The organism is Sporosarcina sp. NCCP-2331, from assembly GCF_023707945.1.
Lineage (GTDB): Bacteria > Bacillota > Bacilli > Bacillales_A > Planococcaceae > Sporosarcina > Sporosarcina cascadiensis.
Window position 1 is genome coordinate 1 of sequence record NZ_BRCD01000018.1, and the last position, 13,286, is coordinate 13,286.

Genomic DNA, 13,286 nt, shown 5'->3' on the forward strand with positions numbered 1-13,286 from the left:
ACTCAATGCAGTCTAGTAACGATAGCGAAGAGGTCACACCCGTTCCCATACCGAACACGGAAGTTAAGCTCTTCAGCGCCGATGGTAGTTGGGGGTTTCCCCCTGTGAGAGTAGGACGTTGCTGGGCTGTTCATTTTTTTTTGCAAAAATTCATGGTCCCGTGGTGTAGCGGTTAACATGCCTGCCTGTCACGCAGGAGATCGCGGGTTCGATTCCCGTCGGGACCGCCATATTTTAACATTCCAACGATTTCGCCTACACGGCGAAATCGTTTTTTTTTTTTTAATAATTATTTCGCTTGCTTATCATGTTATAAAGTCATTTTGGTGCGCAGAAATTCTACTTTGGCTCGTTTGCAGGAGAGTTTGGTTCGCAGAAGCAGTTGAAAGGTGCGGTGAATTTTGAGTTTGGTGCGTTAAAGGCAGAGTATCGCTCGCTAAAATTCTGTTTTGGCGCGTTTGTTGAGAAAAATAGTTAACATGGTATTTAGGAGCGCGTCATCTTCTCTTTAATTATTTTGTGTTTTTCTGTACACTAGTATATAGATGATCTAAAAGAAGGGTGCGTTGGCTGTGTGGAAGAAAGATATTAAATCAGTTGAAGAAATGGAAGCACTGGCAGCTGAAATTGGAAGCTATTTAAAACCGCCGGATGTTCTGACGCTCGAAGGCGAACTGGGAACAGGTAAAACGACATTTTCCAAGGCGCTGGCGAAATCTATCGGTGTTACCCGAACAGTCAGCAGTCCAACCTTCACGATTATAAAACAATATGAAGGGAATTATCCCTTAAACCATTTAGATGTGTATCGTCTGGCCGACAGTGAGGAAGACTTGGGCTGGGACGAGCTGTTTTATGGCGACGCAATTTCTATTGTAGAGTGGGCTCAGTTTATTCAAAATGAACTGCCTGAACAGCGGTTGGATATGGTGATCCGTCAAACTGGACCAAATGCCAGAACTATTGAGCTGACGCCAAAAGGTGAACGATTTACGCATATATGTGAGGAGATTTTCAAATGATATGGTTAGGTATAGACACAGCGAATTCTCCGTTATCGGTAGCAATCGTTAAGGATGATGTGCTGCTTATAGAAGAATCGAGTATGATGAAAGTGAATCACTCGCTGCGTGCGATGCCGGCTGTAGAAGAAGCGTGCAGAAAAGCTTCTATTGTACCGGCTGACATAGATGCAATTGCTGTTTCGGAAGGTCCCGGTTCCTATACAGGTGTCCGTATTGGCGTCACCATAGCGAAGACACTTGCGTGGACATTGAATAAGCCGCTTTACGGTGTTTCCAGTCTGCAGACACTCGCGGTAAACGGACAGCTGTTTAACGGGCTGATCTGTCCGTTGATCGATGCAAGAAGGTCCAATGTCTATTCTGCTGTCTATCGTGCAGAGGAAGAAGGGTTGACTGCTGTAGAAGAAGATCAGCATGGTTCCCTTGCAGATCTCCTCGGTCGTTTGGCCAAGCTAGGAGAGCCTGTTCTCATCATTGGGGAAGATGTAAAGATCCATAAAGAAGTGATTCAGCAACATCTTGGCAAGCAGGCCCATTTTGCTTCATTCGCGATGAATGTACCGCGTGCATCTTCTGCTGTTTTATTAGCCATGGGTAAAGATGAAGCGGAGTCAGTACATGCTTTTACACCGCAGTATAAGCGGATTACGGAGGCTGAAGCCAACTTGGTGAAAAAGGGGCCTTTACATGAGTGAGGAAGTTGTATTTCGTAAGATGACTGCGGCGGATATTCATGCGGTAGCAGATATTGAACGTGAATCGTTTGCTACTCCCTGGACAGAAGAAATCTTTGAGCATGAACTGACGGGCAACGCTTATTCTCATTATATCGTAGCGGAGTTAGACGGTGAGATTATTGGACATTGTGGCATGTGGATTGTACTGGATGAGTGCCATATAACAAATGTCGCTGTCCGTTCGAAAGCGCGCGGGAAAGGCTATGGTGAAGATCTCATGCGCCAGGCGATGGAGTTATGCAGACTGAATGAAGTGAAGACTATGACGCTTGAGGTTCGTGTCAGTAACGAACCGGCACGGACGCTTTATCGAAAACTCGGTTTTCAAGAAGGCGGCATCAGGAAGAACTATTATACGGATGACCATGAAGACGGTCTCGTGATGTGGGTGGAATTCGAATGAAGAAAGATCATTATATATTAGGTATCGAAACGAGCTGTGATGAAACCGCAGCGTCTGTTGTAAAAAATGGCACGGAGATTATTTCTAATATTGTCTCGTCACAAATACAGCAGCAAAAGCAATTTGGCGGTGTAGTACCGGAGATTGCTTCCCGATTGCATGTGGAGCAGATTACACGGGTGATCGAAGAGGCTCTTTCGCAAGCTGGTCTTGTGCCAAGTGATTTGGAAGCTATAGCGGTAACAGAGGGACCAGGTCTTGTGGGGGCGTTATTAATTGGGATCAATGCAGCAAAGGCTTTTGCGTTTGCTAATCAGCTGCCCCTAATCGGTGTGCACCATATTGCGGGCCATATTTATGCAAATCAATTACTCCATCTAATGGAGTTTCCGCTGCTGGCACTAATCGTTTCAGGCGGTCACACGGAACTGGTTGTCATGAAATCACATGGCTCTTTTGAATTAATCGGAGAAACGCGTGATGATGCAGCAGGAGAGGCCTATGATAAAGTGGCGCGTGTCCTCGGCCTTCAGTATCCGGGCGGACCGCATGTGGATCGACTGGCTTCGGAGAGTGACGGAAGTATAGAGTTCCCGCGCGCTTGGCTGGAGGCAGATTCCTATGACTTCAGTTTCAGCGGCTTAAAGTCTGCGGTTATTAATTATAAGCATAATATTGAACAAAAAGGCGGCGAAATCAATCCGCATCATGTCGCGGCGGGTTTTCAGGAAAGCGTTGTTGAGGTTCTTACCGCGAAAACCGTCAGAGCGGCAAGAGAATTTGGGGTAAAACAAGTGATTGCAGCAGGCGGGGTGGCAGCCAATAAAGGTTTGCGAAGCTCACTGACAGAAGCACTTGAGAAAGAGAATATTCCATTCTACGTACCTGCCATTGCGTTATGCACAGATAATGCTGCGATGATTGCTGCAGCTGGCTATGAAATGTGGAAAAGTGGAGTGCGAAGTGATTCTGCGATGAATGGACGGCCTGGAATGGACCTGATTTCTTGGAATAAGTGATAGTTACACACATTTTGCTAAAATTCAGCAAAATGTGTGTTTTTTTGTTGTGCAATTTTGCGTTTGTCAATAGAGAACATTCGTACTTATGCACATTCCGTGGATAAGATGTGGGTAAGTTTCAAAAGATGCGCTAACTGCCCCTTTAATTTTTGTATAACTTTGTGGATTTTTTATAGACAAACTGTGGATAATGTTTATAACTATGTGCATATATGTTTAAAACGCGATTTCATCTGTGGAAAAGATTGTGGAGAATTGAAGCGGAATTTGTAGGAGACTTTCAGATGAATAGAGTTACTTAGGGGGATTATGGCGGTCTAAAAAGATTCTCGGCAGAACGCATGCTTTGACCTTTTCAGAGAAAAGTAAAAGCTGCCGACAGAAATTCATAAATGAACTTTCATCGACAGCCCCGACTTTATAAATTTTCGATTTCTTCCTGCAATGTCAGCCATTCTTCTTCCTGCAGATCATGTTCTGCCTGGATTGCATCGATTTGCTTCTGTATATCCATTAGCTGCACATGGTCATTGGCAAGATTGGGATCAAGCAGCTGTTCCTGCAACTTGCTCATTTCTGTATCAAACTGCTCGAGTTTCTTCTCAATTTCAGCGATGGCCCGCGTCAGTCTGCGTTCCTGCCGCTGAAACTCCTTGCCGGCAACTTCCTTTTTAACAGCCGGTTCCTTGGCCCGCTGTTCTACCATTGTCGCAGCTGCAATTTCTGCCATTTCGATTTTCTTTTCAATATAGTAGTCATAGTCGCCTAAGTATTCGACTGCGCCGTCTTCGCTCAGTTCGATGACTTTCGTCGCGAGCCGGTTGATAAAGTAGCGGTCGTGCGATACAAAAAGGATAGTGCCCGGGAAGTCGTCCAGCGCATTTTCAAGGATTTCCTTGCTGTCCAGGTCCAAGTGATTCGTCGGCTCGTCCAAAATCAGTGTGTTGGATTTCTCGAGCATGAGCCGGGCCAATGAAAGCCGTGCTTTTTCTCCGCCTGAAAGAGAAGTGACGAGTTTCCCGATATCATCCCCCGTAAACAGGAAGCGTCCAAGCAGGGAGCGAATATCCTTTTCATTCATCATAGGCCAGTCATCCCAGATTTCCTGAAGAACAGTGCCTGAGCCGATTAACGTTGCCTGGTTTTGGTCATAATAACCAAATTGCACGTTGGTGCCGTAGCGAATCTCTCCGCCAAGCAGCTCATTGCGCTTGACGATCGTTTTCAAGAGAGTCGATTTACCAACGCCGTTCGGTCCGACGAAAGCGACCCGGTCTCCTTTATAGACACGCAATGCAATGTTCTGTGACACAGGTTTTTCTGCGTATCCAATCTTCACATCATCGAGGGACAGCACATCATTGCCGCTCGGCCGGTCCAATGAAAATGAGAAATTGGCGGACTTCTCATCGCCGTCAGGAGAATCCATCCAGTCCCGGCGCTCCAATTGCTTGCGCCGGCTCTTTGCCATTTTAGAAGTCGAAGCCCGTGCAATATTCTTCTGAATGAATTCCTCGAGCTTTGCCCGTTCATCCTTCTCTTGTTCGAACATCTTTTGATCACGTTCATAATTCTTCGCTTTTTCATCCAGGTACGCACTGTAGTTGCCGCTGTACCTTGTCACTTTGCGCCGGGACACTTCATAAACCGTATTCACCACTTTGTCCAGGAAATAACGGTCATGTGAAACGATCAATATAGCTCCCTCGTAAGCTGACAAATAACGCTCCAGCCAGTTCAGTGTCTCGATGTCCAAATGGTTCGTCGGCTCATCGAGTATCAGAAGATCAGGCTTGCTCAGCAGCATTCTCGCCAGTGCAAGACGGGTTTTTTGACCGCCCGACAGAAGATGAACAGGTTTTTCAAAGTCCTCTGGATAAAACCGCATGCCGTGAAGAACAGAACGGGCATCCGCCTCAAACTGATAACCTCCCGCTTCCTTAAACGACACCTGCAGTTCATCATATTCCGTCATCACACGTGTATAGCTGTCCGTGTCCTCATAGACAGCAGGATCGGCCATTTGCTGCTCGAGAGAACGCAGACGTGCTTCCATTTGCCGTAATGGGATAAACACGGTCATCACTTCATCCCAAATCGTCAGTTCCGAATTAATTCCGCTGTGCTGCTCCAAATATCCGACCTGCACACCTTTCGGAATGATAATATCGCCTTCATCGGCATTCAGTTCTCCTGCTATGATTTTCAATAATGTCGATTTTCCGGCACCATTTCGTCCGACCAGTGCTACGCGGTCCCGATGCTGTACCTCAAGACGCACGTTTTCCAGCAAATCCGTGCCTGAAAAAGACTTGGTCAATCCATTCACTTGTAAAATAATCAAGCCCCACACCTCTATTCTCTTTTAAGTTTAATGGAATCCACGGTACCATGCAATAATCGGCTTTACAATGACCGTGTTCTCCTGTACGATAAAAAGTGCTCTAACCTCTTTCTGAAGAGGTGTCAAGGAGCAACACTGGGGGTAAAAAAAGCAGTGGGTAAACATAGAATTCCGCAGGCAACGACGAAACGATTGCCTTTATACTATAGATTTTTACGAAACTACGCAGACGCTGGAGTACAGCGCATTTCATCGAGCGAATTAAGTGAAGCCATGAAAATCGATGCGGCAACAATCCGCAGAGACTTTTCACATTTTGGCGCACTCGGGCGTAAAGGTTACGGTTACGATGTCGATTCATTACTGCAGTTCTTCCGTGAGACACTTGATCAGGATGAAGGCGCCAATGTTGCGCTGATCGGGGTGGGGAGTCTCGGGAATGCATTTCTGAAGTATAATTTCCAAAAGATTCATAACACAAAAATTGTAGTGGCATTTGATCCGAAGGCACCGTACGAAGGGGAAGAAAAGAATCATATCCCTATTTATCCGCCTGAACGGCTGGAAGAGAAAATTCAGGAGCTCGGGATTGAAATGGTGATTCTGACTGTACCGAAGAGAGTGGCGCAGGAACTGACCGACCGTCTCGCGCAGACCGGCGTGAAAGGGATATTGAATTTCACTCCCGAGCGGCTGGCGGTGCCGGACACCATCCGCATCCAGAGCATCGATCTTTCCGGTGAGCTGCAGACATTGATTTACCTGATTAAAAATGACGTAAAAGATTCACAAATAAAGTGACACGGCAATAGCAAATACAAGGCTTTTCGTGTAGAATAGACATATTATGAGGAGGTGACCAATCATGGCTCCAGGCATTGGAAGTTTGTTAATTATTGCGGTTATCGCATTGCTTATATTTGGTCCTAAGAAGTTACCTGAAATCGGTAAAGCATTCGGTTCTTCATTGCGTGAATTCAAAAACGCAACAAAAGGTCTTGCTGACGACGATGACGACGTAAAGAAGATCGAAGACAAGAAAGAAGAAGTGCGGTAAGTTAGGGTGTTAGTCTGATGGCGGATAAAAACTTAACGATCATTGAACATATAGATGAAGTGCGAAAACGGCTGATGGTAATCGTCGTTTTCTTTATTGTCGGCGTGATTGCCGGTTTCTTCTTCGCGAAGCCGCTCATTCACTTCATACAATATGATACACCGGCGCAACAAGTGGTGTTGAATGCATTTAACGTCATTGATCCGGTCGTGATTTATTTGAAGGTCATTGTGTTTCTGGCGATCGTCATTATTTCACCGGTCATCATGTATCAGTTCTGGGCGTTCATCTCACCAGGCCTTCGCGAGCTGGAACGAAAAGTTACACTGTCGTACATTCCTTTCGCTTTTCTCCTGTTTATTGGGGGAATCAGCTTTTCGTATTTCGTGCTGCTGCCGTATATCATGAAATTTATGATTAATCTGTCCGATCAATTAAATATTGAACAGACCATCGGCATCAACGAATACTTCTCGTTTCTTTTTTCTATTTTATTGCCGTTCGGCTTCGTTTTTCAGTTGCCGATCGTCATCCTGTTCCTGTCCCGTCTGGGAGTGCTGGAACCTAAAACATTGGTGAAGGTGCGGAAGTACGCATATTTCGGCTTGTTTGTATTGGCTGCCTTCATTACACCTCCTGACATCGTATCGCATCTGTTTGTGACAGTTCCGTTATTTATCCTTTACGAGATCAGCATCGTGATTTCCCGTCTGGGTTATCGGAAGTATGAAAAAGCGGAACGTCTGCGGCTGCTCGAAGAAGCAAAAGCAGAACAGCAGCGTCAGATTGACGAAGTGCTGAACCGTACAGATGAACAATAAATGCCCGTCCTCTTGCATACGCAAGGGGACTTTTTTAATTTGTCATGACAATTGTCAGGGACGGGTTCTTTTGGAAGATAGCCTATGGTAAACTAGCAAAGACAACGAGATTGGGAGGATATGTATTTCAATGAACACGAAAAAGACTCGGCAACGGCTGAGTAAATGGGTATTGGGTGCAATTTTAGTCACGGCGAGTATGTACACTCCTTTTATAGGAGGTCAAGCGGCTGCAGCAGAGCAGTCCTATAAAGGTTTAGAAGCAGGAATCAATCAGGTGATCACAAGCCAGCGCATGCGCGGCACAAAGAGCAGTGTGGTCGTCAGAGAAGCAGATACAAATAAAGTAGTCTATCAATATCGTTCTGATCAGGGCGTGACACCAGCGTCAAATGTTAAAGTTCTGACAGCTGCAACAGCTCTTGAAGTATTAGGAGAGAACTATACGTTCGAGACGGATGTGTTAACAAACGGAACGGTGAAAAACGGCGTGCTGAACGGCCATTTATATTTGCGCGGAACAGGCGATCCGACATTAATGGAACGTGATCTGCAGCGTATGGCAAAAGAACTGCGCCAGTCGGGCATCAAATCCGTCACAGGAAATATTGTGGCGGACGATACGTGGTTCGACACAAAGCGTCTTTCTCCCGGAATCTATAAATCTGACGAAACGCATTACTACGCAGCACAGATTTCGGCGCTGACCATCTCGCCGAATGAAGATTATGATTCAGGCACCACCATTGTGGAAGCCAAACCAACGAAAAACGGCAAACCGGCTGCAGTCACACTGACGCCGCATACGAATATCGTCGAAATAGTAAACCGTACACGCACGGTTCCGAAAAACAAGCCCAATACGGTTTCGATGACACGGCAGTACGGAACGAATACGATTGTCGTTTCAGGCAACTTGCCCGTTAATTCGAACGGCAAACGCCAGTGGGTGACGGTTTCGAATCCCAGCGCCTATACTGCGGATGTCTTCATGCGCGCGCTGTCAAAGCAGGGCATCAGCCTGAGCAAGACGGCAAAAGTGTCCCGCAGCAAGACTCCGGCAAATGCTCAGGTGCTAGCCTCGAACCGGTCGATGTCTTTGTATTACTTAATGATGCCATTTATGAAACTCAGCAATAATTCTCATGCCGAAATCCTTGCGAAGTCGATGGGACGCAAAGTATATAACCAAGGCAGCTGGGATGCAGGTATCCGGGTAATGAAGGAAACGATCGAAAAAGAAGGAATCAATACAAAAGGGATCTACTTGGAAGATGCGTCCGGTATGTCGCATAAAAACAAAATTCCATCCGAGAAAATTTCAGAAGTATTATTTGCCGTGCAGTCTAAACCATGGTATCCGGCGTTTGAGCGTTCATTGCCGGTATCCGGTGTAAATGACCGCATGCTTGGCGGGACATTGCGCAACCGTCTGACAAGCCCTCTGGTACGGGGGAAAGTGCTGGCTAAAACTGGTTCGCTGAATCATACAGACGCATTGTCCGGTTATGTGAAAACGAAGAACGGTGAAGATCTCATCTTCAGTATCCTGACAGAAGGCGCGAGAACGACTGCCAGACCGGATATCGATAAGATGGTACAAGTAATGGCGGCACAATAAAAAAACTCTCCTTGCATAAATTTGCAAGGGGAGTTTTTTACATTAGGAATGATATGATACTCTGCTGCATATCCTGCAGCTGCTGCAATTTATCCGCGTTCCATTGAACGACCGTCACAAAACCATTCATCAGGAAGTGCGCGATCATCGGCGTGAGCAAACGCTTTGTTTTGTAATAGACAAACGCAAAGGCGAGTCCAGGCATCAAGTACATGAGCAGATGCTGCAATTCGTTATGCACAGCGGCAAAGACGATCGCACTCGCAATCGCAGCGATCCAGAAGTTTGTCTTCGTGTAGAGGCCTCCGAATAAAATACGCCGGAACACGATTTCTTCAAGGAACGGTGCGAACAGAACCATGGGAAAGATAATAATCGGAGCTGTCTTTGCAATATTCGAAAGCAGTTCCGTATTTTCTGAGCCTGCCGTAACGCCGAACAGCGACTCGATCGCAGCACCCAGAATCTGACCGGCCATTGCCAGGAAAAATCCAAGGATTCCCCAAAGAAGTACTTGACCAAAATGAGCAGGCTTTCCTTTGAATACTGGAATGAATTTTTTATTCTTAATTAAAATGATCACGAAGATAATTGCCGCAATCGTATTGACGATAAACAATGTCCAAGCAAAAGCGTGAGAAATGGCCTCCACCTTTGGCAGCCCCAACTCCGTGAAATACAAGAGGAGTACCGGTGCCAGAAATATACTGCCAATCTGCATAACAACATACGTAATAAAGAGTATTAACGCAACGACCCAGTTTTTCACTGTGCACAACCTTTCATCTATATCTGATGACCATTTTAACGCGAAAAAAGAGGTTTGGCAAAAGAAGAAAATGTCGAACGCTTTTACTTGCAATTTTTATTGGAATTCATTAAGATAAGAGTTGTGTTAGCACTCGCTATTACTGAGTGCTAAGAAAAATAAATAAACCAATATCTCGAGGAGGTTGTTTCATTTGTTGAAACCACTAGGTGACCGTATCGTAATCGAACTAATCGAAGCAGAAGAAAAAACGTCAAGCGGCATTGTCCTGCCAGACTCTGCAAAGGAAAAGCCGCAAGAAGGAAAAGTAATTGCTGTTGGTACAGGCCGTGTTCTTGAGAACGGACAGCGAGTAGAATTGGAAGTAACTGAAGGAGACCGCATCATCTTCTCCAAGTACTCAGGTACTGAAGTGAAATATGAAGGAACAGAATATTTGATTCTGCGTGAAAGCGACATCTTAGCAATTATCGGCTAATAAAACCTTTAAATAAATCAATATAAACTCAGGAGGGAATTATATAAATGGCTAAAGAACTTAAATTCAACGAAGAAGCACGCACGGCAATGCTGCGCGGTGTAGACACATTGGCTGACGCTGTAAAAGTAACACTCGGACCAAAAGGACGCAACGTTGTATTAGAGCGCAAATTCGGATCACCATTGATCACAAATGACGGTGTGACAATCGCGAAAGAAATCGAACTCGAAGATGCATTCGAAAACATGGGCGCGAAGCTTGTAGCTGAAGTTGCTTCCAAAACGAATGAAATCGCAGGGGACGGTACAACAACGGCAACGGTTCTTGCACAGGCAATGATCCGCGAAGGTTTGAAAAACGTGACTGCAGGCGCTAATCCTGTCGGCATCCGTAAAGGAATCGAAAAAGCAGTAGTCACAGCAGTGGAAGGTTTGCAGGGCGTTTCGGATGAAATCGAAAGCAAGCAGGAAATTGCACAGGTTGCAGCAATTTCTTCAGGAGATGAAGAAGTCGGTGAGTTGATTGCACAGGCAATGGAGCGTGTCGGCAACGACGGTGTCATCACGATTGAAGAGTCTAAAGGATTCGTTACAGAGCTTGACGTAGTAGAAGGTATGCAATTCGACCGCGGTTATGCATCTGCATATATGGCAACAGATACAGACAAGATGGAAGCCGTTTTGGACAATCCGTATGTCTTGATCACGGACAAGAAAATTGCGAGCATCCAGGAAATTCTTCCAGTGCTTGAGCAAGTCGTTCAGCAAGGAAAACCATTATTGATTATCGCAGAAGATGTAGAAGGCGAAGCGCTTGCTACTCTAGTTGTCAATAAATTACGCGGAACATTCAATGCAGTGGCTGTTAAAGCTCCTGGATTCGGCGATCGCCGTAAAGCAATGCTTGAAGATATTGCAGTTTTGACGGGTGGCCAAGTGATCACGGAAGATCTTGGACTGGATCTGAAATCTGCTGACCTGACTTCATTGGGAAGCGCTGCAAAAATCGTTGTAACAAAAGATCATACAACAATCGTTGAAGGAAGCGGTGACACGAATGCAATCGAATCACGTGTAGGCCAAATCCGTTCACAGCTTGAAGAAACAACTTCTGAATTCGATAAAGAGAAATTGCAGGAGCGTCTGGCTAAATTAGCTGGCGGCGTAGCAGTCATCAAAGTCGGAGCAGCTACTGAAACAGAGTTGAAAGAGCGCAAACTTCGCATCGAAGACGCATTGAACTCTACTCGTGCGGCAGTCGAAGAAGGAATCGTATCCGGTGGCGGTACGGCACTGGTGAATGTTTACAAACAAGTAGAAGCATTGCTTGAAGAGACAGAAGGCGACGTAGCAACAGGCGTCAAGATTGTACTTCGTGCACTTGAAGAGCCGGTACGCCAGATCGCAACCAACGCAGGCCTTGAAGGCTCAATCGTAGTAGATCGCCTGAAGCGTGAAGAAGTCGGCATCGGCTTCAACGCAGCAGACGGCACATGGGTCAACATGGTAGAAGCAGGTATCGTAGATCCGACAAAAGTAACTCGTTATGCACTGCAAAACGCAGCATCTGTGGCGGCTATGTTCTTGACTACTGAAGCTGTTGTAGCAGATTTGCCTGAGCCAGCTGGAATGGGCGGCGGAATGCCTGATATGGGCGGTATGGGTGGAATGGGCGGCATGATGTAAGCCGTTCTGTCTAAAATAGATTTTACAGCGTCAACCTCTTAACTTGGGGTTGGCGTTTTTTGAACTTATCAGTTGACACATGCGAAATATTGATATGTTTACAAGTATTGTAACCTAAGAAGGTAAATGGTATGGTTTTGATATACGAGTACTTTGAACATTGAATTTATTAGGTTAATTATTAGCTTCGTATGTTATTTGAGAATATTGAGCTTTATCGTTGATAAGCTAATTATATAATAGACATAGTTAAACAATTAGCCACAGAAAGATATACACATATAGATAGTATTATGTCACAAAGCATCATGGCTAAGTAGATAGGGGAGGGCAAAAACGTCGATGAAATCTTACGAAAGCGGCAAACAAATAGGTAAGGAATTTGTTACTACAATTAGTATTCCTAATGACAATGCTAAATAGCTATTGATATTAGCAGATAATTTAGAAGTGAACAATGAAGGGCCGATCTTTTTATTTATGTATTTCTGTATTGATGGTGAAATGTCACATGGTATTGAGTCTTTTGTATTCTTTGAAAAAGAAAATACTTAGATTTTATCTTTAATATACCTAAAATGAGCGCATTAGTTTTCATCTCGGCAAGCATAGGTTGTCAACCTAGAATTAATCTCTGCAATTAGTTCTTAATATTAAGGTAATGAGCAAGGGAAGACTATTGAAAGATTAGACGGCTTTCATTTTTGGGAATTAGGTACCAGGTGCACACACAATTATTTATCGACTCTAATGAACCGCTTTTTTTACTCATTTCGTCTTCTTCCAAATCAAGCCCACTGCTAAAATATAACCAAGAGTTTAACTAACATTTAGTATGTACTGTAAAGATAGTAAATTAAGATTTAATACATTTGAAGGGAGTTTTCGATATGTTTGGTATCTTTAAATTACTTGGCTCGCCGCCCCGCGCCTATCATTATTACCGTTACACAAAGAAGAAAAATGAAAAAATTATATTAGAAGACTTGCACCAAAAAAATAATGATCTTATAAAAAAATGGGATTCTAAGATAACAAGTGGTGATAATAAAGAACTTCGTGAAATGAGAATTTTAGCACTTTCATTCGAAGACTTACATATATACGGTACTGAAAGAGGTTATCCGGAATATCTTATTGCATTATTTTACAAAGAATGAATTCGAGATGATTTTTAGTTTAATTTAGGTACCAGGTACACACACAATTAATATTGTGATGAATATTTATCGACGCAAGTGACATACTATGGTTATAATTAGTCATATGAATGCACAGTATAGTTGGGGAAATCTTGAAATACATTGACGAGAAATGTAAT

13 protein-coding genes, 1 tRNA gene and 1 rRNA gene are annotated in these 13,286 nt (G+C 44.5%); 13 read left to right on the forward strand and 2 right to left on the reverse strand.

The features are described 5' to 3' along the window. The first annotated feature begins 11 nt into the window (after positions 1-11). The 6 genes from rrf (at position 12) to tsaD (ending at position 3,184) form a co-directional block, all read left to right on the forward strand. Positions 12-127, forward strand: a 5S ribosomal RNA gene (gene rrf, locus NCCP2331_RS11305). Between the two features lie 27 nt (positions 128-154). Further along, positions 155-230 (forward strand) — tRNA-Asp (locus tag NCCP2331_RS11310). 375 nt (positions 231-605) lie between these two features. Next, entirely contained in the window at positions 606-1,022 is a 417-nt protein-coding gene (gene tsaE / locus NCCP2331_RS11315; protein ID WP_376776822.1) for a tRNA (adenosine(37)-N6)-threonylcarbamoyltransferase complex ATPase subunit type 1 TsaE, read from the forward strand. Next, positions 1,019-1,720, forward strand: a complete 702-nt coding sequence (tsaB, locus tag NCCP2331_RS11320; RefSeq protein ID WP_153723502.1) for a tRNA (adenosine(37)-N6)-threonylcarbamoyltransferase complex dimerization subunit type 1 TsaB — start codon at positions 1,019-1,021, stop codon at positions 1,718-1,720. Before tsaE ends, tsaB begins: the two co-directional genes overlap by 4 nt. Beyond that, positions 1,713-2,165, forward strand: coding sequence for a ribosomal protein S18-alanine N-acetyltransferase (gene rimI / locus NCCP2331_RS11325; protein WP_153723501.1), 453 nt, complete (start codon positions 1,713-1,715; stop codon positions 2,163-2,165). The genes tsaB and rimI overlap by 8 nt, the downstream gene beginning before the upstream one ends. Next, on the forward strand, positions 2,162-3,184 hold the full coding sequence (gene tsaD, locus NCCP2331_RS11330; RefSeq protein WP_251670767.1) for a tRNA (adenosine(37)-N6)-threonylcarbamoyltransferase complex transferase subunit TsaD: 1,023 nt from the start codon (positions 2,162-2,164) through the stop codon (positions 3,182-3,184). Before rimI ends, tsaD begins: the two co-directional genes overlap by 4 nt. Positions 3,185-3,605: 421 nt before the next feature. Here the strand turns inward: tsaD and NCCP2331_RS11335 are convergent, their stop codons facing one another. Beyond that, positions 3,606-5,531, reverse strand: a complete 1,926-nt coding sequence (locus NCCP2331_RS11335; protein WP_251670769.1) for an ABC-F family ATP-binding cassette domain-containing protein — start codon at positions 5,529-5,531, stop codon at positions 3,606-3,608. Positions 5,532-5,684: 153 nt separating this feature from the next. Between NCCP2331_RS11335 and NCCP2331_RS11340 the strand changes: the two genes are divergently transcribed. The 4 genes from NCCP2331_RS11340 (at position 5,685) to dacB (ending at position 9,030) form a co-directional block, all read left to right on the forward strand. After that, positions 5,685-6,332 (forward strand): redox-sensing transcriptional repressor Rex, encoded by a 648-nt coding sequence (locus NCCP2331_RS11340; protein WP_251670772.1) that lies wholly within the window; start codon positions 5,685-5,687, stop codon positions 6,330-6,332. 64 nt (positions 6,333-6,396) lie between these two features. Further along, entirely contained in the window at positions 6,397-6,588 is a 192-nt protein-coding gene (locus NCCP2331_RS11345; protein ID WP_153723497.1) for a twin-arginine translocase TatA/TatE family subunit, read from the forward strand. 17 nt (positions 6,589-6,605) lie between these two features. Further along, positions 6,606-7,409, forward strand: a complete 804-nt coding sequence (gene tatC, locus NCCP2331_RS11350) for a twin-arginine translocase subunit TatC (RefSeq protein WP_251670774.1) — start codon at positions 6,606-6,608, stop codon at positions 7,407-7,409. Positions 7,410-7,539: 130 nt separating this feature from the next. Next, the gene (gene dacB / locus NCCP2331_RS11355; protein WP_153723495.1) at positions 7,540-9,030 is read left to right on the forward strand and encodes a D-alanyl-D-alanine carboxypeptidase/D-alanyl-D-alanine endopeptidase; all 1,491 of its coding nucleotides are present in this window, start codon (positions 7,540-7,542) and stop codon (positions 9,028-9,030) included. Positions 9,031-9,067: 37 nt separating this feature from the next. Here the strand turns inward: dacB and NCCP2331_RS11360 are convergent, their stop codons facing one another. After that, on the reverse strand, positions 9,068-9,799 hold the full coding sequence (locus NCCP2331_RS11360; protein WP_153723494.1) for a CPBP family intramembrane glutamic endopeptidase: 732 nt from the start codon (positions 9,797-9,799) through the stop codon (positions 9,068-9,070). A gap of 193 nt (positions 9,800-9,992) precedes the next feature. Between NCCP2331_RS11360 and groES the strand changes: the two genes are divergently transcribed. The 3 genes from groES to NCCP2331_RS11375 all read left to right on the forward strand — a co-directional run bounded on the left by groES (position 9,993) and on the right by NCCP2331_RS11375 (position 13,125). Beyond that, positions 9,993-10,277 carry a co-chaperone GroES gene (groES, locus tag NCCP2331_RS11365; protein WP_153723493.1) on the forward strand — a complete coding sequence of 95 codons (285 nt, stop codon included), beginning with the start codon at positions 9,993-9,995 and terminating at the stop codon, positions 10,275-10,277. A gap of 47 nt (positions 10,278-10,324) precedes the next feature. After that, on the forward strand, positions 10,325-11,965 hold the full coding sequence (gene groL / locus NCCP2331_RS11370) for a chaperonin GroEL (RefSeq protein ID WP_251670776.1): 1,641 nt from the start codon (positions 10,325-10,327) through the stop codon (positions 11,963-11,965). A gap of 890 nt (positions 11,966-12,855) precedes the next feature. Further along, complete coding sequence (locus tag NCCP2331_RS11375; protein ID WP_251670779.1) at positions 12,856-13,125, forward strand: hypothetical protein; 270 nt, start codon at positions 12,856-12,858, stop codon at positions 13,123-13,125. The last annotated feature ends 161 nt before the right edge of the window (positions 13,126-13,286 follow it).